This is a genomic window from Priestia sp. J2, from assembly GCF_020790095.1.
GTDB classification, from domain to species: domain Bacteria; phylum Bacillota; class Bacilli; order Bacillales; family Bacillaceae_H; genus Priestia; species Priestia zanthoxyli.
In genome coordinates, this window is the sequence record NZ_CP086208.1 from 2,547,912 (window position 1) to 2,567,549 (window position 19,638).

31 protein-coding genes are annotated in these 19,638 nt (G+C 37.1%); 12 read left to right on the plus strand and 19 right to left on the minus strand.

The window, feature by feature from the left end:
• Window positions 1-17: 17 nt before the first annotated feature.
• Together LJY09_RS12795 and LJY09_RS12800 are read right to left on the minus strand one after the other, a co-directional pair.
• Window positions 18-668, minus strand: coding sequence for an NTP transferase domain-containing protein (locus LJY09_RS12795; RefSeq protein WP_228307218.1), 651 nt, complete (start codon window positions 666-668; stop codon window positions 18-20).
• Window positions 665-1,669: an XdhC family protein gene (locus tag LJY09_RS12800; protein WP_099331062.1), complete on the minus strand. Its 1,005-nt coding sequence runs from the start codon at window positions 1,667-1,669 to the stop codon at window positions 665-667. Before LJY09_RS12800 ends, LJY09_RS12795 begins: the two co-directional genes overlap by 4 nt.
• 184 nt (window positions 1,670-1,853) lie before the next feature.
• Here LJY09_RS12800 and LJY09_RS12805 point away from each other — a divergent pair, with 184 nt between their 5' ends.
• Both LJY09_RS12805 and LJY09_RS12810 read left to right on the plus strand, forming a co-directional pair.
• On the plus strand, window positions 1,854-2,084 hold the full coding sequence (locus tag LJY09_RS12805; protein ID WP_154972974.1) for a hypothetical protein: 231 nt from the start codon (window positions 1,854-1,856) through the stop codon (window positions 2,082-2,084).
• Window positions 2,085-2,096: 12 nt separating this feature from the next.
• Window positions 2,097-2,330 (plus strand): hypothetical protein, encoded by a 234-nt coding sequence (locus LJY09_RS12810; RefSeq protein WP_013057270.1) that lies wholly within the window; start codon window positions 2,097-2,099, stop codon window positions 2,328-2,330.
• A gap of 125 nt (window positions 2,331-2,455) precedes the next feature.
• Here LJY09_RS12810 and LJY09_RS12815 read toward each other — a convergent pair whose 3' ends face one another.
• Window positions 2,456-2,695 (minus strand): hypothetical protein, encoded by a 240-nt coding sequence (locus tag LJY09_RS12815; protein WP_033579134.1) that lies wholly within the window; start codon window positions 2,693-2,695, stop codon window positions 2,456-2,458.
• Window positions 2,696-2,765: 70 nt separating this feature from the next.
• On the opposite strand from LJY09_RS12815, the gene LJY09_RS12820 reads away from it, so the two are divergent.
• The 5 genes from LJY09_RS12820 to LJY09_RS12835 all read left to right on the plus strand — a co-directional run bounded on the left by LJY09_RS12820 (window position 2,766) and on the right by LJY09_RS12835 (window position 5,607).
• Window positions 2,766-3,239, plus strand: a complete 474-nt coding sequence (locus LJY09_RS12820; protein WP_047750864.1) for an Hsp20/alpha crystallin family protein — start codon at window positions 2,766-2,768, stop codon at window positions 3,237-3,239.
• A 147-nt stretch (window positions 3,240-3,386) separates the two neighbouring features.
• Complete coding sequence (locus LJY09_RS12825; RefSeq protein WP_228307219.1) at window positions 3,387-4,283, plus strand: dynactin subunit 2; 897 nt, start codon at window positions 3,387-3,389, stop codon at window positions 4,281-4,283.
• A gap of 92 nt (window positions 4,284-4,375) precedes the next feature.
• Complete coding sequence (locus LJY09_RS27645; RefSeq protein WP_013057274.1) at window positions 4,376-4,507, plus strand: hypothetical protein; 132 nt, start codon at window positions 4,376-4,378, stop codon at window positions 4,505-4,507.
• Between the two features lie 78 nt (window positions 4,508-4,585).
• Window positions 4,586-5,140, plus strand: a complete 555-nt coding sequence (locus LJY09_RS12830) for a PadR family transcriptional regulator (RefSeq protein ID WP_098113039.1) — start codon at window positions 4,586-4,588, stop codon at window positions 5,138-5,140.
• Window positions 5,137-5,607 carry a DUF4188 domain-containing protein gene (locus LJY09_RS12835; protein ID WP_063247883.1) on the plus strand — a complete coding sequence of 157 codons (471 nt, stop codon included), beginning with the start codon at window positions 5,137-5,139 and terminating at the stop codon, window positions 5,605-5,607. The genes LJY09_RS12830 and LJY09_RS12835 overlap by 4 nt, the downstream gene beginning before the upstream one ends.
• Here LJY09_RS12835 and LJY09_RS12840 read toward each other — a convergent pair.
• From LJY09_RS12840 to LJY09_RS12855, 4 genes are all read right to left on the minus strand, one after another.
• Complete coding sequence (locus LJY09_RS12840) at window positions 5,604-5,804, minus strand: hypothetical protein (protein ID WP_154972976.1); 201 nt, start codon at window positions 5,802-5,804, stop codon at window positions 5,604-5,606. The genes LJY09_RS12835 and LJY09_RS12840 overlap by 4 nt on opposite strands.
• Before the next feature lie 142 nt (window positions 5,805-5,946).
• Window positions 5,947-6,642 (minus strand): class I SAM-dependent methyltransferase, encoded by a 696-nt coding sequence (locus LJY09_RS12845; RefSeq protein ID WP_154972977.1) that lies wholly within the window; start codon window positions 6,640-6,642, stop codon window positions 5,947-5,949.
• A gap of 67 nt (window positions 6,643-6,709) precedes the next feature.
• On the minus strand, window positions 6,710-7,051 hold the full coding sequence (locus LJY09_RS12850; protein WP_047750859.1) for a DUF3147 family protein: 342 nt from the start codon (window positions 7,049-7,051) through the stop codon (window positions 6,710-6,712).
• Window positions 7,044-7,451 carry a MarR family winged helix-turn-helix transcriptional regulator gene (locus LJY09_RS12855; protein WP_154972978.1) on the minus strand — a complete coding sequence of 136 codons (408 nt, stop codon included), beginning with the start codon at window positions 7,449-7,451 and terminating at the stop codon, window positions 7,044-7,046. The genes LJY09_RS12850 and LJY09_RS12855 overlap by 8 nt, the downstream gene beginning before the upstream one ends.
• 170 nt (window positions 7,452-7,621) lie before the next feature.
• On the opposite strand from LJY09_RS12855, the gene pssA reads away from it, so the two are divergent.
• Window positions 7,622-8,113 (plus strand): CDP-diacylglycerol--serine O-phosphatidyltransferase, encoded by a 492-nt coding sequence (pssA, locus tag LJY09_RS12860; RefSeq protein ID WP_182029361.1) that lies wholly within the window; start codon window positions 7,622-7,624, stop codon window positions 8,111-8,113.
• 32 nt (window positions 8,114-8,145) lie between these two features.
• On the opposite strand, the gene LJY09_RS12865 is transcribed toward pssA, so the two are convergent.
• Window positions 8,146-8,373: a hypothetical protein gene (locus tag LJY09_RS12865; protein WP_047750857.1), complete on the minus strand. Its 228-nt coding sequence runs from the start codon at window positions 8,371-8,373 to the stop codon at window positions 8,146-8,148.
• 219 nt (window positions 8,374-8,592) lie between these two features.
• Here LJY09_RS12865 and LJY09_RS12870 point away from each other — a divergent pair, with 219 nt between their 5' ends.
• The 3 genes from LJY09_RS12870 to LJY09_RS12880 all read left to right on the plus strand — a co-directional run bounded on the left by LJY09_RS12870 (window position 8,593) and on the right by LJY09_RS12880 (window position 10,922).
• Entirely contained in the window at window positions 8,593-9,351 is a 759-nt protein-coding gene (locus tag LJY09_RS12870) for a TrmB family transcriptional regulator (protein ID WP_048019217.1), read from the plus strand.
• Window positions 9,352-9,455: 104 nt separating this feature from the next.
• Entirely contained in the window at window positions 9,456-10,625 is a 1,170-nt protein-coding gene (locus LJY09_RS12875) for an MFS transporter (RefSeq protein WP_048019216.1), read from the plus strand.
• Window positions 10,626-10,748: 123 nt separating this feature from the next.
• Window positions 10,749-10,922, plus strand: a complete 174-nt coding sequence (locus LJY09_RS12880) for a hypothetical protein (RefSeq protein ID WP_306460852.1) — start codon at window positions 10,749-10,751, stop codon at window positions 10,920-10,922.
• 48 nt (window positions 10,923-10,970) lie between these two features.
• Here LJY09_RS12880 and LJY09_RS12885 read toward each other — a convergent pair whose 3' ends face one another.
• The 7 genes from LJY09_RS12885 to LJY09_RS12915 form a co-directional block, all read right to left on the minus strand.
• Window positions 10,971-11,429 carry a 2-thiouracil desulfurase family protein gene (locus LJY09_RS12885; protein ID WP_228307220.1) on the minus strand — a complete coding sequence of 153 codons (459 nt, stop codon included), beginning with the start codon at window positions 11,427-11,429 and terminating at the stop codon, window positions 10,971-10,973.
• An 83-nt stretch (window positions 11,430-11,512) separates the two neighbouring features.
• Window positions 11,513-11,953 carry an Asp23/Gls24 family envelope stress response protein gene (locus tag LJY09_RS12890; protein WP_098999393.1) on the minus strand — a complete coding sequence of 147 codons (441 nt, stop codon included), beginning with the start codon at window positions 11,951-11,953 and terminating at the stop codon, window positions 11,513-11,515.
• 27 nt (window positions 11,954-11,980) lie between these two features.
• Window positions 11,981-12,190 (minus strand): DUF2273 domain-containing protein, encoded by a 210-nt coding sequence (locus tag LJY09_RS12895; RefSeq protein WP_048019213.1) that lies wholly within the window; start codon window positions 12,188-12,190, stop codon window positions 11,981-11,983.
• A gap of 15 nt (window positions 12,191-12,205) precedes the next feature.
• Complete coding sequence (gene amaP, locus LJY09_RS12900; protein ID WP_033579150.1) at window positions 12,206-12,748, minus strand: alkaline shock response membrane anchor protein AmaP; 543 nt, start codon at window positions 12,746-12,748, stop codon at window positions 12,206-12,208.
• Window positions 12,749-12,894: 146 nt separating this feature from the next.
• Window positions 12,895-13,725: a YihY/virulence factor BrkB family protein gene (locus tag LJY09_RS12905; RefSeq protein ID WP_098113048.1), complete on the minus strand. Its 831-nt coding sequence runs from the start codon at window positions 13,723-13,725 to the stop codon at window positions 12,895-12,897.
• A gap of 282 nt (window positions 13,726-14,007) precedes the next feature.
• Window positions 14,008-14,370, minus strand: coding sequence for a YidH family protein (locus LJY09_RS12910; RefSeq protein WP_028413134.1), 363 nt, complete (start codon window positions 14,368-14,370; stop codon window positions 14,008-14,010).
• A 136-nt stretch (window positions 14,371-14,506) separates the two neighbouring features.
• Window positions 14,507-14,899, minus strand: coding sequence for an alanine:cation symporter family protein (locus LJY09_RS12915; protein WP_323134977.1), 393 nt, complete (start codon window positions 14,897-14,899; stop codon window positions 14,507-14,509).
• A gap of 423 nt (window positions 14,900-15,322) precedes the next feature.
• Between LJY09_RS12915 and LJY09_RS12920 the strand changes: the two genes are divergently transcribed.
• Window positions 15,323-16,522 (plus strand): multidrug efflux MFS transporter, encoded by a 1,200-nt coding sequence (locus tag LJY09_RS12920; protein WP_028413132.1) that lies wholly within the window; start codon window positions 15,323-15,325, stop codon window positions 16,520-16,522.
• A 33-nt stretch (window positions 16,523-16,555) separates the two neighbouring features.
• On the opposite strand, the gene LJY09_RS12925 is transcribed toward LJY09_RS12920, so the two are convergent.
• The 4 genes from LJY09_RS12925 to LJY09_RS12940 form a co-directional block, all read right to left on the minus strand.
• Complete coding sequence (locus tag LJY09_RS12925; protein ID WP_028413131.1) at window positions 16,556-16,855, minus strand: TIGR04104 family putative zinc finger protein; 300 nt, start codon at window positions 16,853-16,855, stop codon at window positions 16,556-16,558.
• A 153-nt stretch (window positions 16,856-17,008) separates the two neighbouring features.
• Window positions 17,009-18,181, minus strand: a complete 1,173-nt coding sequence (locus LJY09_RS12930; RefSeq protein ID WP_098113050.1) for an MFS transporter — start codon at window positions 18,179-18,181, stop codon at window positions 17,009-17,011.
• Window positions 18,151-18,597: a MerR family transcriptional regulator gene (locus LJY09_RS12935; RefSeq protein ID WP_074680920.1), complete on the minus strand. Its 447-nt coding sequence runs from the start codon at window positions 18,595-18,597 to the stop codon at window positions 18,151-18,153. The genes LJY09_RS12930 and LJY09_RS12935 overlap by 31 nt, the downstream gene beginning before the upstream one ends.
• A gap of 155 nt (window positions 18,598-18,752) precedes the next feature.
• Window positions 18,753-19,415 (minus strand): hypothetical protein, encoded by a 663-nt coding sequence (locus tag LJY09_RS12940; protein ID WP_034269212.1) that lies wholly within the window; start codon window positions 19,413-19,415, stop codon window positions 18,753-18,755.
• Window positions 19,416-19,638: the final 223 nt, after the last annotated feature.

Here is a 19,638-nt window from a genome sequence, read left to right on the forward strand (position 1 = left end):
CTTTTCACCTCCATCAATCAAACCCGTCTACATTTCTCTTTATATATCTTTTTAATGCTTTCATACGCTTGTTTTGTATCAACATCCATAAAAAAGGAAGCGTCGGTACATTCATAAAACATTCCATTTCCAGGTCCGTTTTGCCTTATAATTTTTCTTGCTCCTTGATTTCCTTGGAGCTTATCCAAGCTTGAAAACATTTGTTTTGAAAATAAAACCGGCGCTCTGGCAATTCCTTGATAAAAAGATGAAATAAACGGAACGGAAAAATGTTTTTCAAACAGAGAAACAAATGTATCTATCAGAACGATACTTATAAGAGGCTGATCTGCCAGCAGCACAATAATAGCATCAGCGCTTAATTCTTTTGCTTTTTTTAATCCGCACTTTAAAGACGCAGACTGACCTTTTAAGGCGCTACTACAAGAAGTATGACTCCACTTCTGCTGATATGCTTTTGAAAAAAGAATAGGGTCAATCCACTCAAGAGAATCTCCTTTCTTTGTGACTACTATCGTATGATTTACTTTTGAACAAACCGCTTTTCGTAAAGCTTTACTCCCTAAACATCCATTCCCTAAAGGCAGCAGCAGCTTATTGGTGCCCATCCTTTTACTAGCTCCCGCGGCAAGATAAACAGCAACAATATTTAATCCGGATATTTTCACACCTTTTTTTCATCATACATTCGGAGGTTTTGAATTAATTCAGCAAGAATACTAACGGCAATTTCCTGCGGTCCTACCGCTCCTATAGAAAGTCCCACCGGGGAATGAATATGGGAAGGAATATCAGTATTCAATAATCGAAGCGTTCGCTTTTTAGATCCTAAAACTCCTATATACTTTACAGGTTTTGATTTTAATAGCGAGAGAATTTCTTGATCGCGATAAAAATTATGCGTCATGATCACAACAAAATTATCGCTCTGCACGGACAATTGTTTGTCTACTTCCTCTGGGAATCCAATATGTATTTCCTCTGCTAGCGGAAAATGTTCCTTATTACATAAAGCTGGTCTCCAGTCGCATAAGGTAACAAGAAAACCCGTATTGGCAGCAAGTGATACTAAATATTTTGCATCGGTACCTGCCCCCCATATAATTAGACGAGGCTTCGGTTTATATAGATGAGCATATGTGAGCAGAGAGCAATTTGAAAGTTGAATACCGCTCTTTTTCCCATTCCAATCATCTGTTGCAAAAGATGATTGGTCGCTATTTGCACCAAATGTTTCGCCCGTCTTTTCTACATAAAAAGAAGTTGTTTGAATAAAGTCTTTTTCTAATTTTTTAATATGTAAAACAGGATTTCGGTTATCTAACTGACGTTTTACCCGCAAAAGGTTTTGCTTCATCCTCGCAGTTACGGGCTCTAGGAGAATATAGAGGATTCCATTGCAGCCTGCTCCTTGTCCCCACCCTGCATCACCTTCTTCTTTTAAATTATACGTAACGGTTAATACATGTTCTGTGTGGAACAACTCTTTTACGCGCTCAGCAAGATCTGCTTCTACACAACCAGCGCTTAACATCCCAATATTCTCCCCGTTTTCTTGAAACAGCATGGACGTTCCTTCCTTTAAATAAGAGGATCCTTCTACATGAATAATCGTTGCCAACACGCTTTTTACTGTTAATCTTTCTACAGCATGTAAAATGTCATGCATTTTTATTATCTCCTCCTTTTACTACTGATTTTTTAAAATCTTTTCACGTTTTGTGGAGAACTAAAATACGCTACAGTAGACTACTTCTGCTCTTGGAATGAATCCATGTATTATTCATATTTTCACCGAAGTTACAATAAGCTTTTAAAGACTTAGAAGAACTGTCGTTTGAAAGGAGAATAGTATGCTATTTGACTCAACAAAAATCAACCTAGGAAAATTGAACGTTCGCAGTGCTGATCAAGCAAGCAGTATTTCTATTGGAAATACGTTAAAAGTTACAAGGTATGTAACAGCAAAGAAAAATCAGGCCTTCGGACAGCAGCTCGCTGATCAATGTTTTTCAGCAGGATCTGCTTACAAAACTGTAGATAATGATTATGTGGATGCATTTGCAACAAAAAATGATAAATAAGGAGGAAACCATATGATTTTTTCACCTATGGTCATTAACTTACAAGCCTTCAAAGTGAACGTTCTGGATAATTCATCCGTTTTAAGCATAGGACCTAATCAGCAGCTTGACGTGTTCGTATCTTATAAACGTAATCAAGGACTAGGAGAATCAAACGGAGATTTTTCTCCAAACGTAACTCCGTTCTCATGGATTATAGATTCAGATGTAAACGATTCAAACTCAGTTAAAAACAGCGTAATTTAAGCTTCTACACCGCCTCTAACGAGCATGACTAGCAGCATACCTTCATCTATTCGTCTACTAGTATTCAACCTGATGCCTAATAAATATAACCTGCGTCTGAACTGGCTATATTTATTAGGCTCTTTCTATGAAATGGGTACTTTTTGAAAAGACGATGGGCTATCAATTTGATCACGATCATCAACACAGCTTCTCGTTCCTATAAACCCGCTATCATCACCGAAATTTTGCCCAAACCCCTGTGTTTTTTTATCTGAATTATTCCAGTCTGCTAGTAAATTCTGTCCGATATTTACCGCAGACGCATTTTCAAAGGAATTTATCTTTAGCATTAAAATATTAATATTTATAGATGCACCTGACATTTAAACCACCCCCTTTTCAAACTATATTCAAATTCCATCTTTTTATGATGTGTGGTAAGGAGGAAACCATATGGACTTTGATAAACTTATGCAGTGGATGGAATTCGCTAAAAAATATCAAACAAACGACTTTTGGAACGGTGTTTTTGATCAAACTGCTTTTAACGAATTTATGAAAGAAAATATGGATATGACTGCTCAGGATTCGCATCAGGCTCCTCAACCTCCTAGAAGTAATTTTCCACCTATCGACATTTATGTTACTCCTCACGAGATCATTGTTATCGCTGACCTGCCTGGTTATCTAAAAGAAAACTTGCACGTTTCTGTTTCAGGCAGCCGGCTTCTATTAAAAGGCTCGCCCCACCCTCTCATTACAGGGCAGCCTGTTGTACAAGAACGACCTTCTGGAGATTTCAACCGAATTATCGAATTGCCTGAGCCTACAGATGCGCATCATCTGCGTGCAAAATTTGAAAATGGACTGCTTATTCTTTCTTATCACAGGCAGTTTTTTCAAGAAGAGCGTATTCATATTGAATAAGGTTTAGTAGTTTTACGAATGAAACGTAATGCTGCACATAAGCATTTATAAATGCAAAAAATTTAATATTAACTCCCAAACTGAATCAATATGTATTTATCTAACTGTGATTACAGAGGAAATAAGCCCAAGATGAGGAGAAGCGAAATGTCTATGAAAGGATTTTTTAACCCCAAACAGACTAACCAACATCTTCAAACTGAGCTAGCGGACTTCAAACATCAAATCAAGCGTATTAACACGCTTGAAGTTCACATGAACCGTTTTTTAAAACTCGAACCGCAAATGGGTTCTCTCATAATGCTCAAAAAAAAGCTGGAGTCTCAGCCAGCGCTTTCCAACGATTCTTCATCTTCACAAAGAAGTGCTCACAAAAACACTGAACAATCATATACAAAAGACATGCAGGATACTGCTAGGCAGCTTCATTTTTTAAAAGAAAAAGTAGCACAATTGGAACAAATCATCTCCACGCAAAACCCTCGCGATAAAAAGAAAGAAGCTGTGTCTTATCCGGATATAGCTAGCTTAGTAGAACAATATGTAGAAAAAAAAATGGCTCCTTATCTCGAAAAAATGAACGAACTAGATAACAGAGTTTCAGCATTAGAGCGAAGTATGTCGCTTTTAACTGAAGTACAGGTGGACATGCTAAAACGAACGTCTTCCCTTCAAGAAGAAGTAAAATTGATTCATCAAAAAGCGGCACTTTTAGAAAATGCTCCCCCTCCTATTCATATTGATAAATTTTTTCTTGATAAATACGAACAAAACAACAATATTGGCCAAGTGGGCATTAAGGAGCTCGGAGGTGCTTTAAACATCGGAGCTACATACGGAAGCGGAGCTATACCAAAGGATTTCACGGACCAAATCCAAAAAGATATGGAAGAGTTAAAAAACGCTAAATCAGATATTTCTTCTGGTAAACCGAAGCCTGCACAAGAGGATAAAGAGAATTCTTCTTCCGCTTTCGAAAAAGAAGAAGCGTATACAGAAGTTCCTATTTTTGATGAAGATGATCCAAAGGAAGAGTCAGTCTAAAAAAGTTATAAAATTATATTTAGTTATGACTAGAATTTTTGCAAGCTATTCTTTACACTATAGGTAATAACTTCAAAAAAGGAGATATGCTGATGCCAAAGCTTTTATGGAGAATAGGTGCTGTCATGTTGCTAATGTGTGGAGGCTTTATCTTTTTATTTATTGCTGCTTCGCAAATGATGGTTCAGCAATACAAACCTTTTTTTAGACGCGAGAGTGCATAACTCTCGCGTTTTTTTATTGAATAATATCCTGTTTATGGTAATATATATATATCAAAAAGATATAGGTGAGGAAAGTAAATGAAGGAAAATCAAACAACATATGCGATTTTAGGACTGCTTACCACTGAATGCAGAACTGGTTATGAAATTAAGCGGTTAATGGATCGAAGTTTAAATCATTTTTGGAAAATTAGCTATGGTCAAATTTATCCCACTTTACAAAAGCTTGTGAATGAAGAACTAGCAACGGTAAATTCCGTTACTCAAACTGATAAACCGGATAAAAAAGTGTACGCAATAACAACTAAAGGAAAAGAAGTTCTGCAAGATTGGCTGCGTGAACCTATTAAGCAGCTCCCCTCAGAACGAAATGAACTTTTGTTAAAACTATTTTTTAGTAGTCACCAAGAAAAGCAGCTCACAATTTCGCAGTTAAAAAACGCTCAGCAGAAACTAACTGAACGCTATCACATGTATTGCGGAATCGAAGACAGCATTTCTAAAAGCCCTTCTCCTGACAGAACGTATTGGCTTATTACCCTAGACTACGGTAAACGAACAACTCGTGCTTCGATGGAATGGTGCAAAGATACGATTAATAAATTATATGATGAGGAGGCGCAGAATTTATGATTCATTCCAATCGTGTAATGGCTAAGCCCGGTCAGGATCTGGTCGTCTTTGTTATAGGAATGCGTATTAATAAATGGACAGCCGTACACAAATGGCTCCCTGTATTTAAAGCAATGCCTCCTATGATTCGAGAGTTGTATGCAAACAAAAATCTTGGCTTTTTATCTTTGCAAGGATCTTTTAATTTAAGAACCATTACGCTGATTCAATATTGGGAGTCAGTTGATCAATTGACCTCCTATGCCAAAGGTCCTCAGCACTTAAAAGCTTGGAATTCTTTTTATAAACAGGCTTCAAAAACGAATGCAGTTGGCATTTATCATGAAACTTACGTCATTCCTGCAGGAAATTATGAATCAGTATATGTGAATATGCCTTCGTTCGGCTTAGCTAAAGCGCTTGGATCTGAAACCATAACGAAGCATACTCAAACTGCTAAAAAACGTTTGAATGTTAAAAGAGGTTAAGACATGACGAAATGAATCCAATCTAAAGACGAACAAATGGGATACATGAGCTGAACCACTTGTGATGCCGCAGTTGATTTCCATGCAAGGCTTCGCTTTCCGCGGGCGGCCGGTGAGCCTCCTCGTCGCTTCCGCTCCTGCGGGGTCTCACCTGTTCCGCTTTTCCCGCAGGAGTCTTCGCCTTGCCCTCCAATCAACTGCTAAAAGGAATGGCACAGATGAAACATACGTTCACCCTAACAAAAGAAAAAAAACGAACCCTTGATTAACATGTTTGATCAAGGGTTCGTTTTTCACTTGGGCTAAAATACTTTTGCCTCAGCCTCTTCATTACATTTGTTATACATATATTTTCAGCATTTGATTGGCACCTTTTTGAAATTCATACGGGACATCTGCTATTTCTGTTCCTTTTACTAGAGGCGCAATCTCTTCTAAAAGCTGCGGCAAATAGGTAGAAATCTTGCCGCTCAGGTCCGTTAAAGGAAACAAGCGCACTTCCTCTTTTGTAACGCGTATCAGTTCTTTTAAAGCCTCTAAATGAAACGTATAATCTAACCGGTCGCTGTACATAAATAAAAAGTTTGCACAAAGCGTTAAATCAAACTCGTTCTTTTGAAACGGCAAATTAGGAAGGGCTCCGCACTGATAGGCTTCGGGGCTCTTTTTCATATGAGCAATACAATCTTTTAATGCTCTTTTTCGATGTTCCGTTAAATCATCAATAGACGAAAAATATTTCCACACATATTGCTCCTGTACGTGCTGCATTTGATTCATCGTATGAATTAAATCCAGGCTTCCCTTCTTTTCAAGCTCTTCTGCCGTAAATTTATAGGCAATATCACAGCTAGTAGCCGCCGCACCTTGCTGCAAGGCATGAGCAGTAAAAGAACAGGCTCCGCTAGCACAATCTAACACTTTTTTTCCTTTTAAACGCTTGTCATTCAAATTAAACATAGCTCTATACTCTTCAAACGTTCTGCCGATAAAAACAACTCGGTCAATTCCTAACTTTTTCTCTGCTAAACTCAACTCTACTCAGCTCCTATTTTTTACTTAGACCTTTATTTTACAGAAAATTGGATTAAATTCCAATAGTTTATGTAGTAATTAGGTTAATCACCATCTTTTGAAGCACTAAAAACAAGGCCCAACACATAACTCCTATGGATAAACTCACAAACAAATGAAGGGAGTTTTTTACACAAATATAGACGACAGCAAGTAATAAAATAGTGCCTGGGAGTCCATAAAGAACGCCAAGTGTAAACTGACTGACCACTTCCTTTTTTTCTCCTTGCACTGACAACCATATAATACTTAGTAAGCTCACAATTGGAAGAGCAGCCACGATTCCACCGTATGCCGGAAATCTTTTGGCCATTTCTGTTACCCCTGCAATAATAAGAGCCGACATTAAAATTTTGATGATACTATACATGTTCTGCACGCTCGCTCAATAACTGAAAAGCCTGTTGAATCAGCTGTTTTTCAGATGCTGTCATTTCGCGTAAAATAGCTGATACTTTTTGTTCATCCAAGCTTGAATTCCGTTTTAAGATGTCTTTTCCTACTTCTGTTAAATGCAGAATTACTTTTCTTTCATCCTGTATATCTCTATTTTTATACACATATCCTTTCTCGATGCTTCTCTTTACATGTTCAGATGCCGTATTATGTGAAATAGTTAAATAATCTGCGACTTCTCTTATTCCAACCGAAGATGATTTGTCGATATGCTGCAAAAGACGTATGGTTTGGTGCGTAATTTTCTCTTGATGCGTATAGTGCAAATGATAATAAATAGACGTCCAATAGCTGTTTAACTCCTCTACTTTCATGATCCTGCTCCTTTATATCGTATTTTTATTTATTATCGTATTATACGATATATATTACAGAAACGACAGCCAGTTTTCAATACTCCTTTCTTTTTATCTTGCATCTCACATAATAATACGATTTAACAGTTACACTAATTGTACACACTGTGAAAGGCGGTTGTATGACATTGATTCTTCGACTGTTAAAATGGGTTCCGAATCTCTTTACGATTGGAAATTTGCTAAGCGGCGTATTTTCCATAGCCTTTAATATGAACAGCTACGAACGCTTAGCTGCTCTTTTTATTTTTCTAGCCGCTTTTTTCGATTTATTTGACGGCAAAATTGCGAGAAAGCTAAAAGTTAACAGTGAGTTTGGTGTAGAGCTAGATTCTTTGGCTGATATTATAAGCTTTGGCGTAGCGCCTGCAATGCTATTTCATACTCTTTCTCCCCACTCTTGGCTAACGGTACTCGCTTTTATGATTTATCCAAGCATGGGTGCATTGAGATTAGCTAAATTTAGCGCAAATCCAACCGTAGGTTATTTTATAGGGCTTCCTATTCCTTTTCCTGCTCTAATTATCGCACTGCTTGGCATGTTTTATTATGTGAATCCTTATCTTATGATTATTTTAGCTATTTTGATGGTGAGTCCTATCCGGGTCATAAAAATTTAGATGCAATGAAAGACAGACAAAATGCCTGTCTTTTATAGTGCATTCCATTCTTCACACAGCATTTTATGCTTAAATCTCAGCTCATGTTCTCTTTTTTCAAGCTGAGCTTGTAAAGAAAGCCACTCGCTATTATCAGGTGCTGAGCATAATTTTTCTTCAAGAGACAGTAAGGAATCCAGTACGTCTTCAAGCTGAGCAGCAACTTCTCTTTGCTGTTTCATGTTCATTTTTTTCAACAGTAGTTTTTCATTTTTCTTCATTTTTTTCACCTCTTTCTTTTCTTTACCCGATGATGAGTGTTTTAGTATGAAAAGCACGTGATTAAAAATAGTTTTATTGTAGTAAAGACCCTTTAATAGCCTATTTTTTATCTTTGTTGATTATTTAGAACATAGTTTAATAAGATATATTTACAATTAGTAATACTTTTACAAACCGTGATATACTAAAAAAAAAGAAAGGATGATGAATAGAGAATTATGCTGCAAAAATTTGGTTTTTCTCAGTATGAAAGTCAAGTATATGAAGCGCTGCTTGCGAATGAAGGTCCGCTGGATGCTAGTTCGATTGTCACGTATTCGCATGTTCCAAAAGCAAAGATTTATGAAGTACTTAATCGTTTAATTGATAAAGGCATTGTAGTAAATACATTGTCCGGGAAAAAGAAACTTTATTCAGCGGTAGCCCTTCAAACCGTCATTCAAAAACTTACTGCTGATTTTGAAAATGACATTAATGAATTAAAAACATATAAAATTAAAAGAACGTTTACAGATGATCATGTTTGGAGTTTAAAAGATAAATCCTCTATTTCTGCTCACATTGAACAATTGATTCACGAAGCGGAATCTTCTATTATTTTATCGGCTTGGAATGATGAGTTGGAACATTACCGCTCATTGCTAGAAGAAAAAGAGAAACAAGGCGTAAACGTCGAGGTCTTAACCATAGGAAACTTGCAGACTGCCCTCAAACATTTACATACATTAAATCCAATAGATGATCATAAAAACCTTGAGCCGTCGCAGTTGATTATTGTTGACGATGCTTACCTTTTATTTGCGGGCATTGAACATGAGACATGGAAAGCAATAAAAACCATGTCGCAGCCGCTTGTAAAAGTTTTTGCTGATTTCTTTTACCATGACGTTGCACTTACCCATATTACAAAGAAATATCAAGAGCAGCTTCTTCAGGATTCTGAGATCATGGAGCTGCTTACTCGACTGCGATATTAAAAAGGTTACTAATGAATTAGTAACCTTTTTAATATTACCTATTGAAATCCACTCTAAAAAAGGTTACTATTCTAGTTGTAACTTTTTAAAGAGGGGGTTTTTTGATGAATAAAAAAGTTTACATACTTGCGATTGCTTCTTTTGTTGTTGGAACAGTCGAATTAATTCTAGGAGGCATCTTAGACTTAATTGCCGATGCATTTCATGTATCACTAGCAAAAGCAGGTTATTTAATCTCTATTTATTCGTTTGTTTATGCCTTGTCTGCGCCGATTTTACTAAATGTGACGGCTAAGATAGAGCGTAAAAAAGTTTATATGTGGACATTATTTATTTTCTTATTGAGCAATGTATTTTCAGCCTACAGTTCGGGCTATTATATGCTATTAATCGGGCGTATCCTCGCTGCTGCGAGCGGCTCTTTTATTATTGTCCTATCTACCACAATGGCCTCTAGAATGGTAAAGCCTGAATATCAAGGCAGAGCAATTGGCGTTGTGTTTATGGGAATCAGCGGCTCACTTGTTTTGGGTATTCCTCTTGGTATTTTGATTGGAAATGCGCTTGGCTGGCGTCAAGTATTTGTTATGATTGCAATCTTAACTGCTATTATTATGATTACCGTTTGGTTTACAATGGAGCGTCTAGCTCCCGCTCCAATTGTACCGTTAAAGACTCAGATAAAAGCTTTACGCAATAAAAAAATGCTTGCTATTCACCTAGCAACATTGTTTGTACTGGCGGGCCATTTAACGCTTTATGCGTACTTCACGCCATTTTTACAAGAAACGCTAGGATTAAATACAACGATGGTAACCATTATTTATGGTATTTTCGGTCTTGCTGCAGTGGCAGGAGGAGGACTTGGAGGAGCTGTTTCTGATAGATGGAACCCTTCTTCGTCTGTTATCACCATGATTGCTCTCTTTTTTGTTAGCATGATTGCTATGCCGTTTGGCGTTCATTTGCCATTCGTTGTGTTCTTGCTTCTTATGATTATTTGGAGTGCGCTCAGCTGGGCGGTCTCACCGGCTCAAAGCAATTTAATTATTCATAGTGCACGCGACACGTCGGACATTTTAATCAGCACCAATGCAGCGATTTCACACGTAGGAATTGCGATCGGCTCCTATGTCGGAGGAATTGTCGTTAATCAATACTCTGTTATTTATAACGGCTGGGTCGGGTCTATTTTTGTATTGCTTGGTCTTTGCTTCTCTCTTTATGCGGTAACACGAACAGAAAGCACAGCAGATACGCTTCACAGTAAATAAGCTTTTACAAAAAGAGATTGGATAAAAATAATTTCATAAAAGTGAAACACGAACTATCTATCAAAAATGGATAAATAGTTCGTGTTTTTTTATAATCATGGTGAACGCAGGTACTTATAGCTGTTGGTTGGAGGACAAGGTGAAGACTCCTGCGGGAACAGCGAAACAGATGAGACCCCGCAGGAGCGAAGCGACGAGGAGGCTCATCGGCCGCCCGCGGAAAGCGAAGCCTTGCACGGAAATCAACAGCGGTCGAGCAAGCAGTCCAGATCATGCATCCAAATTGTTTGTCTTTGAGTTGGATTCATTTCGTTCTGTCCCATCCTCTTGTCATTGTGATTGCTCTTAATACATTTTAGCTGCAAATTGAGATTCGGATATAACGATAAAACCATGCTTTCTTAACAACGCAGTCGTTACCCCTTCACCGGCTATTTTAACACCTAGAAATGCTCCGTTATATATATGTTCACTTCCGCATGAAGGACTGTTTTCTTTTAGTACAATAGCAGTAGCTTTTATTTCTTTTGCGATGTTCAGTGCCTTATAGGCCCCGTCTATGTATATATCTGTCACGTCTTTTCCCGATCGTTCAATAACTCGCGCATTTCCGTTTATTACGTCTATTCCCGTTCCTTTTATAATTTCTGCCGGTTCTCTAGGCGTGTGAAATCCACCTAACAGTTCCGGACATATCATCACCGCTTCTTTATTTTTAACGAGCGCTTCCATTTCCTTAACTAAGGCACTACTTCCATTATATCTGCAAGCTTGACCTGCTAAGCAAGAACTAACCAATATCACAGAATTCTCCCTCCCATAAAAAAACACTTCTCATTCATCATACAAAGAATATATGACGAATGGAAGTGTTTACCTTTTATATTTTATTCAAGATCACGCTTTGACTCCTGCTCTTTGTCTCGATCCGTTTTCGCTTCAAATTCAGATCGAGTCATTACGTCCTCTACATGCATATTTACTTCTACTACCTCTAATCCCGTCATATCGTGAACTGATTTTTTCACGTTATGAACAGTTTCAGAGAAAATGGATGGAACATTTTTTCCGTATTCGACAATTACTTTTAAATCAAGGGCCACTTGCTTTTCTCCTACTTCAGCGTTAATCCCTTTTGTGATATCTTCCGTGCTGCGGAAGCGATCTGTTAACCCGCTCATAAATCCGCCGCTCATTGATAAAATCCCTTTAATTTCGTTAGCTGCAATTCCAGCAATTTTTTTAATGACTTGATCTTCAAATGTTAATGTATTTTGATTTGTATTTTCCTGAGATTTTACTGCTGTATTTGTTTCATTAACTGCCATAACGAACATCTCCCTTAAAGTGATTTTCTATCTTCCTTTAGTAAAAAATCCTACCCAATTATTTAAGTCTAAATGACCATCTCGCCACTTCCCGATTACATAACCAATTCCCATAAAAGCTACAATTAGCAGCGTGGGGCCAAAACCAATTGTTAATAGTAAAATTGCCAACACTAAACCTGCCAAAATACCAAGTACTCGGCCACGGTATGGAATCAATTTATCTGGAGTACCCATTATGTCCCTCCTTCATCACACAACACGCTCTTTCTTTCGCGTTTGTGTATCTGTTAAATCGATGCGGACGGAGTGAACGGGAAGCTCAAGTAAAGCCTCTACGGCACGTTTCGTTTCAAGCTGCATCTCTTTTCCTAGTGTTGGTAGTCCATCTCGTCCAAACAGCGAACAGTTAATATATAGACTAACTCTTTCTTTACGAGAATGAATAGATGCTTGGACTTCAGGAGAGCGTATTCCCTGAAAGCCTCTAATTGCTCGCAAAGCTGTAGATTCAATCGTGGCTTTAGAAATGGTTATTTTGCCTTCGCCTGTTACAATTGCTAAATTCTTTTTAGGCGGCCTGCTAAATATGCCTGTTAAAAGAAAAATAATAAAAATAACAGCTAAAAATGCGCTTATTGACAATATTGTGTAGTAAAACCACTCCTGATGCTGCCACTTTTCTACCCAGTTCGAAAGGTGAGGAACCTTATAAACCATCAGTGCTAACATACCGGAACAAATCAGTCCTGCAATTCCAATAACTGCGATTAAAAACCGATTAAAATTATTCAATTTTCCACCTCATCTCAACGTGAACTCCTACTGTTTTTTAGTTATGTGTATAGGAAAGGCAACGAGATATTCAATAGTTACCCGCGATATTTTTTTAATAAACCTTTTAACTGTAAAACTGAATATAAAAAAACGACTAGGTTTCCCTAGTCGTTTTCCACGTCTCTATACGTTGTCTTGTGAGCTTTGATGAACTTATTACCGTTTATTAAACCGCCAATTAATAAAATAGCGGCCGTTAAATAAAACCAGACCATTAAAATAATAATACTTCCAAGCTGACCATAGATTTGCGAGTAGCTTCCAAACTGGACATAGTATCCAAATCCGGTAGATACAACTTGCCATCCTAGTGTGGAGAAAACAGCTCCTGGAAGTACATCTTTCCACGTTACTCTTGCGCTTGGCATCAGTTTGTAAAAAAGAATAAAAAAGCCTAATAAAAATAATGTCCCAATTCCCCATCTAATTGTCGTCCAGCTTTGAAACCATATGTCAGGAACATGGACTTTTGTTAACACCAAATGTCGAATGACTTCTTCAATAATTGGCACAAACAATGAAATAGCTACCACAACCATAAAGCCAAAGGTCAAAATTAAATCATTGATTAAACCGCGCAAAAACGTTTGTTTTCTTTGAATATGATACGCATCATTTAACGAGCGAACCAAAGATTGTATAGCCATAGATGCGAGCCAAAAAGTTGCTAATAAACTAAAAGACAAAACTTTTTTCCCGCTATTGTTAACTGTTTCAATTGATCTTTCAATTACGTCGTAGGCGCTTTTAGGGGTAAATGGTTCAATAAAGACGAGCAAATTGTTTGTGTCAATTGGAAAGAAACTCAGCAGTGAAAAAAGAAAAATAATAAACGGTACAAAAGATAACAAAAAATAGTAGGCTGTTTGAGCAGCCTGATCAAAGAAACGCTCCGTAAAAAAACGAGCGGCAACGGTCTTGGATGTTTGAATCATACAGCGTTCTCCTTTACTTTCGATTCACCGTGTAGTGAAATTCATATTCAATTTTTATGTTCAACATGTATTGGATAAGTTTTGGCTTATACAGCTTTCCTTTTCCATTATCCGCGGATAACAAAGAATTTAACCTGTAAAATCACACAGCCGGTTTGTAAAAGAAGATATTATTATCATTGCCTCTGCCATTACCACCATATTAATAGATCTTCTTTTTCTTTTATAAAACCGTAAATTCTTTGGGACTGGTTTCCCTTTTTTCTTATATCTTAAACTTTTTTACGCTATGTTAAAAAAATAAAACATAAGAGCGCCGATCAGCATCAGCATAATCATTAAAACAAAAATAACCAAAGCGTGAGATGATTGATACGTTTGGCTGTTAATTTTTTTGCGGGTTGAAAAATAATGATAAGTTGAGAAAAGAAGCAACCCTGCACTTGCAGCTAAAGAAAAGATGATAACAGCAATAATAAGAGTATCGGCTGCTTCACTTAAATTTTTCCCCGAATTAAAATGCAAACCACCTGCAACAAAACCAATGCCGAGTGTAGCAATAGACGTTCGAATCCACGCTAAATACGTTCGTTCATTTGCTAAATGCTGCTGAATATAAATAGATTCATTTTCTTTTTTAGTCATGCACATACCACCGTCCTTTTATATGTCTTCTATTATAAATAAATGCTCAAACGAAAATAAATTGAGGACGCTTCATGCCACATTATACCCGAAAAAAACGAATCATTACCATTTTCAAGCGGTCGAAAAAGCTGCTTCACAAACTAAAAAAAGCCAACCCCAGTTGGCTTTTTTTAGTTTGTGAAACATTTTCTTTATCTTGATTATGCTGATATTCCTCGTCCCAATAATCAGCGTTTTGAATTCCTAATTTCCCAGGAAAAAAGACAGGATCTATCCCTTGTTTTCTCTGCTCGCGATAATCTTTTAAGGTTATTAAAGCAGGCTTAGCTAAAATCAAAATTGCAATTAAATTGAACCAAACCATTATTCCAACTCCGATGTCTGCTAATGCCCATGCAGTTTCAGCTGTTCGGATAGACCCGTACAAAGTAGTGGCTAAAAGAGCTGCCTTAAGGATCATGGATACTATTTTATTTTGTTTGCCTTTCATTACGTAAGCTAAGGTCGTTTCCGCATTATGAATAATGAGAACATAGTTTTAATATAGAGTTAAAAAACAGAAAATTCACTCTTTTTGTCAGGTTGTTTTACACATTATTTGATAAATAGACAAAATTTGTGGATATAACGTATATTTTAGACAGATTATCTGACGCTTTTTTCAGTGAAGCATAAGTTCTTTACATATCCCCTACTGTTACAGCATAAGGTAATGAGTGAACTAAGGGTCACTTTATGTTCTAGGCGGAGTGTAACCGCAGCACATCTTTCTGTTTTCATTTCATGTTAATAGTTCACTAAGTGAATCATTTTATTTTTAAATATTTCTGATATGTGGTATAATTTAAGCTGATAAAAAGATGCTGCATGTATGCTAAAAGAGCAGGCCGTATGGTTTCGCTCTTTTGTTGTTTTTACGCTATGCGGCACGACGAAAGAAGGAAATAGAATGGAATTATGGAAACGAAACTTGTACATTTGCTGGTTCGGTTCTTTTTGCACCACAGCCGGGATGAGTTTAGTTATTCCGTTTTTACCGCTTTATATTGAAAAGCTGGGAGTTCACGATACAAGCTCCATCAGCAGATGGGCTGGTATTGCGTTTGGAGCTACCTTTTTAATGGCGGCTATTGTTTCTCCTTTATGGGGGAGTTTGGCCGATAAATACGGGCGAAAGCTTATGCTCCTTCGCGCAAGCTTGGGTATGGCAATTGTTATGACTTCTATTGGTTTTGTGCAAAATGTCTATCAGCTTGTCGGGCTGCGCTTTTTAATGGGGGCCGTTTCCGGCTTCATCTCTGCAGCCATTACGTTAGTAGCGACTCAAACACCTAAAGAGCACAGCGGTAAAGCATTAGGGACGTTGTCTACAGGGGCTGTATCAGGATCTTTATTAGGACCGCTAGTAGGCGGCTACTTAGGAGATACAATTGGATTGCGTCACGTCTTTTTCGTAACAGGCGCATTTATGTTTTTGTCTTTTTTAATTGTAAATTTAATTCAAGAAGACAAAAAAGAGACGGCGAAAACGACGAAAGAGTCTAACATTGGGTTACTTTCTCTTAAGAATTCAAAGGCCGTGATTGGTGTATTTGTTACAACTTTTTTACTGCAGCTTGCGGTTATGGCTATTCAGCCAATTGTTACACTGTATGTAAAACAACTGTCTACTCATACCGACCATCTTGCCCTTATTTCAGGCTTTGTCGTAGCGGCAACAGGAATTTCAAATATTTTAGCTGCATCCAAACTTGGCAAAGTCAGCGATCGCGTGGGTCCTCAAAATGTGCTTCAAATATGCTTGCTTATCGTAGCGGTTATTTGCGGCTTGCAGGCCTTTGTGCATAGTACTTGGCAGCTATTCTTACTGCGTTTTTTACTCGGTTTTGCAATGGGAGGATTATTACCTTCTATTAATTCTTATTTAAAGAAAATTGTGCCGGACTCGATTACAGGTAAAATGTTTGGATATAATCAAACAGCGCAATACTTTGGGAATTTAGCCGGTCCAGTCATTGGCGGACAAATTGCCGGAGCTAAAGGAATTCCTTACGTATTCTTAACAACGAGTGTTCTTCTACTGTTGAATGCTGGGTGGGTATATTATCAGCGTCATCACGGACAACAGCTAGACGGTAAAGCCGCATAAAAAAACCTTCCGTTTTAACGGAAGGTTTTTTTATTACCACAAGGGTTCTTCTTCGCTGCTTACTTCATAAGAAAGTGGCATCATAATAACCGCTGCTATGAAGAAAATAAGCTCCGCGACAACAATGGATGGAAAGGAAAAGTCAAATAGTGAGAGAATAAGCCAAATAATAAGGGGTGCAAATGAGTAGATTGATAATCGCTTTTGGGATTTTGCAGAGATATACTGTTGTTTGTCACAGTGTGGGCATTCTAAAACGTTTCTAAATGTTAACAGTTGTTTAAAGGTTGTCCTCCAGTTCCATTTATGATTACAATTTTGACAGGTGGCCATGGGCATCACGCTCCTAAAAAGAATTTATGTACATATAAAGTATACGTACAAGTTGGTAAAGAGTTTCATTTTTATGATTAAAAACGTTTTTACTATTATAACATAAAACAAAATAAAAGGCTTTTTACAGGAAAAAGCCTTTTATTTCAACGTTTATTTAGAAACAGCTTCATTCGTTTGAGAAGTTGTTTTTACTTTTATAACCATAATAACAAAAGCGAGCAATCCAAGAATCGCTGCTACAAGAAAAGGAGCTTGAGGCGCTACGGCATTGCCGATAACTCCTGATAATAAAGGAGCAAACGCTGCGCCTAACCATCTTAAGAAATTATATCCTCCAGATGTAATTCCTCGTTCATAAGGAGATACTTCCATTACATGACTCGTAAATAATGCATTATTAAGTCCTGATACAAGACCTGCTGCCATAATTAAAACAATGCGCAACCATGTTGCATCAAAGGCAAATAAACAAATTAAAATAAGTGAAAAAACAATTAAGCTAACATGTAACACTTGTTTTGGCTGATATCTTTTTTCTAACTGATGTGCTAAAACCGCTGAGCCATAAGCTAAACATAATCCCCATCCAAAGAAAACAAAGCCAATTTGAAGAGCTCCGATCGATAGAATAAGCGGCGTATAAGCTAACACTGTAAAAAATCCGTAGTAATAAAGCATGCCTGATACAGCGCCTTGAGTAAATGGTTTTAATTTATAAAGTTTAACCATGTCTTTAAAACCTGCTGCTTTACGAGATTTAGTGCTTGTAGGCTGTTTAACAATCGTTAATACTAAAATAAAGGCGATAAAAATTAAAGCACTTGTACCGAAAAACGGCAATCTCCAAGAAGCATTTCCTAACACGCCTCCTACAAGCGGTCCTCCGGCCATCCCCAAACCAATTGCAGCTTCATATAATCCTACTGCTTTTTTCACTTCACCTGATAATGCAATAAGCAGCGTCATAGCTGTTGCAAAGAAAAACGAATTACCAAGTCCCCAACCTGCTCGGAAAATGGAAAGCTGAGGAATGTTGTTAGAAAACCCGCATAGGGCTGCAAAAATCGTCACAATGATAAGTCCTGTTACCATTAAGCGCTTGTCTCCTACACGTGACGCTAGAATGCCTGCTGGAATCATCATAATAGCCATCATCAACAAATAGGAAGTAAATAACATTTCTACTTGCCAATGAGAAGCTCCAATTTGCTTAGCAATTTCCGGTAAAATCGGATCTACTACTCCAATTCCCATAAATGCTAAAAAAGTAGCTACTACCGTAATAATTTGACCTAATCGGTTATTTGAATGCTGTCCTTCCACTCTTTCATCTCTCCTTTTGTTTTTGTTTTTTCATGTATTGCCATAGCAGATTCTCGCATTTCTTTTAATTCTGTTTTAAATGCCTGCATTTTTACAACTTTAAAATCAATCATCTTGATTTGATTTTCTAGCAAATCTTCTATTTGCGTGATCTCTTTCACTGACAATCCTTGCCGCTCACTTCTTTCTTCAATCATTCTTTTAAGCGACATAAACTGCTGCAGCTCCTGTAGAGAAAAACCGAGAACTTCTTTTGCTTCTGCTACTTTTCTTAGTTCTTTTACCTCTTCTTCGGAATAAATTCGTGCATTTCCTTTTGTGCGCTGCGGGGGTAAAATGAGTCCAATCTCTTCATAATACCGAAGAGCTCGCTTGGTCAAACCGGTCATTTTCGTCACGTCATCGATTAAATACATATGTTTCACCTCACCTCTCATTAACATTAACGTTAACGTTAATCATTTATATATTCATTATAGATTAACGTTAACGTTAATGTCAACAATATTAAGGTATTTTATGTAAATCTTAAAAATATGTGCACAAAAAAACCTATTGAAAAATCAATAGGTTACATCAATATGTCATATAGCTGCTGTGCTGTTTCTCCTGTTACTTTACCGTACACTCCTCTTTTTTTAGAAGTAAGTTCCGCACTATCGGAGGTGAATCGTACATTGTATACAGCGCCCTCATAAGTAAGCTGTACATCTGGGTCAAGAGCGACGCTGTAATCAGCTTTTTTCCATTGAATTTGTTTCATAATTGATTCTACAGTTAAAGCATCTTCTGAACTTAACGTTTTATCTCCTGCTTTTATAGGCTTGCCCTCCCTGTTTTTATTAAATTTTAGTTCCGAATGAGAAGATGAAAATTCAAGTTGGTTTTTATCATGCGCTATGAAATCTTGGGGTAGTTCTACATAGCGGACAACCTCTCCTTCGTGTACAAACACAAGCATTTGATCAGCAGCAGATATTTTTTTCATCACTTCTTCACTAACCGGTGCGTTTACAAGTTTTTCTACGTCGGCTTTCTTGCTTTTGTTTGTGAATAAATATCCTTTTTCCCATTTAAAATCACTTAACTTCGATACATCCACTGAGCTTACACCTTTTTTTTCAAATGATTGCTGAATATTCTCTCCCATTTCTTTGTCGTTGGTGACTTGGGCATTAGAACTGCACCCTACTAAACAACAGAAAATAATGCCTATTACTATAAGAACCTTCACTTTTGCCTTCCTCCTCTCTACCATTCTTTTATAAAATTCCAACTTTGTACCATTTTAACATATAATTCCTATTTTTCGCGAAAACAAACAAAGAATACGCTTACATAATTTCACGCATATAATTTCTGTTTATTTATAAGTTTTTTCTGAATATTTTAAGAAAATTTTAATATTTTATTTAGTTCGTTTTTAAACTTTATCTTTAGACTAAAAAATAAGTTAA

Excerpts from the sequence above, each read along its gene's own strand:
- LJY09_RS12800 (WP_099331062.1), bottom strand. The coding sequence starts at position 1,669 with ATGCATGACATTTTACATGCTGTAGAAAGATTAACAGTAAAAAGCGTG.
- LJY09_RS12805 (WP_154972974.1), top strand. The coding sequence starts at position 1,854 with ATGCTATTTGACTCAACAAAAATCAACCTAGGAAAATTGAACGTTCGC.
- LJY09_RS12810 (WP_013057270.1), top strand. The coding sequence starts at position 2,097 with ATGATTTTTTCACCTATGGTCATTAACTTACAAGCCTTCAAAGTGAAC.
- LJY09_RS12815 (WP_033579134.1), bottom strand. The coding sequence starts at position 2,695 with ATGTCAGGTGCATCTATAAATATTAATATTTTAATGCTAAAGATAAAT.
- LJY09_RS12820 (WP_047750864.1), top strand. The coding sequence starts at position 2,766 with ATGGACTTTGATAAACTTATGCAGTGGATGGAATTCGCTAAAAAATAT.
- LJY09_RS12825 (WP_228307219.1), top strand. The coding sequence starts at position 3,387 with ATGTCTATGAAAGGATTTTTTAACCCCAAACAGACTAACCAACATCTT.
- LJY09_RS27645 (WP_013057274.1), top strand. The coding sequence starts at position 4,376 with ATGCCAAAGCTTTTATGGAGAATAGGTGCTGTCATGTTGCTAATGTGT.
- LJY09_RS12830 (WP_098113039.1), top strand. The coding sequence starts at position 4,586 with ATGAAGGAAAATCAAACAACATATGCGATTTTAGGACTGCTTACCACT.
- LJY09_RS12835 (WP_063247883.1), top strand. The coding sequence starts at position 5,137 with ATGATTCATTCCAATCGTGTAATGGCTAAGCCCGGTCAGGATCTGGTC.
- LJY09_RS12850 (WP_047750859.1), bottom strand. The coding sequence starts at position 7,051 with ATGTATAGTATCATCAAAATTTTAATGTCGGCTCTTATTATTGCAGGG.
- LJY09_RS12855 (WP_154972978.1), bottom strand. The coding sequence starts at position 7,451 with ATGAAAGTAGAGGAGTTAAACAGCTATTGGACGTCTATTTATTATCAT.
- LJY09_RS12865 (WP_047750857.1), bottom strand. The coding sequence starts at position 8,373 with ATGAAGAAAAATGAAAAACTACTGTTGAAAAAAATGAACATGAAACAG.
- LJY09_RS12870 (WP_048019217.1), top strand. The coding sequence starts at position 8,593 with ATGCTGCAAAAATTTGGTTTTTCTCAGTATGAAAGTCAAGTATATGAA.
- LJY09_RS12875 (WP_048019216.1), top strand. The coding sequence starts at position 9,456 with ATGAATAAAAAAGTTTACATACTTGCGATTGCTTCTTTTGTTGTTGGA.
- LJY09_RS12890 (WP_098999393.1), bottom strand. The coding sequence starts at position 11,953 with ATGGCAGTTAATGAAACAAATACAGCAGTAAAATCTCAGGAAAATACA.
- LJY09_RS12895 (WP_048019213.1), bottom strand. The coding sequence starts at position 12,190 with ATGGGTACTCCAGATAAATTGATTCCATACCGTGGCCGAGTACTTGGT.
- LJY09_RS12905 (WP_098113048.1), bottom strand. The coding sequence starts at position 13,725 with ATGATTCAAACATCCAAGACCGTTGCCGCTCGTTTTTTTACGGAGCGT.
- LJY09_RS12910 (WP_028413134.1), bottom strand. The coding sequence starts at position 14,370 with ATGACTAAAAAAGAAAATGAATCTATTTATATTCAGCAGCATTTAGCA.
- LJY09_RS12920 (WP_028413132.1), top strand. The coding sequence starts at position 15,323 with ATGGAATTATGGAAACGAAACTTGTACATTTGCTGGTTCGGTTCTTTT.
- LJY09_RS12925 (WP_028413131.1), bottom strand. The coding sequence starts at position 16,855 with ATGGCCACCTGTCAAAATTGTAATCATAAATGGAACTGGAGGACAACC.
- LJY09_RS12935 (WP_074680920.1), bottom strand. The coding sequence starts at position 18,597 with ATGTATTTAATCGATGACGTGACGAAAATGACCGGTTTGACCAAGCGA.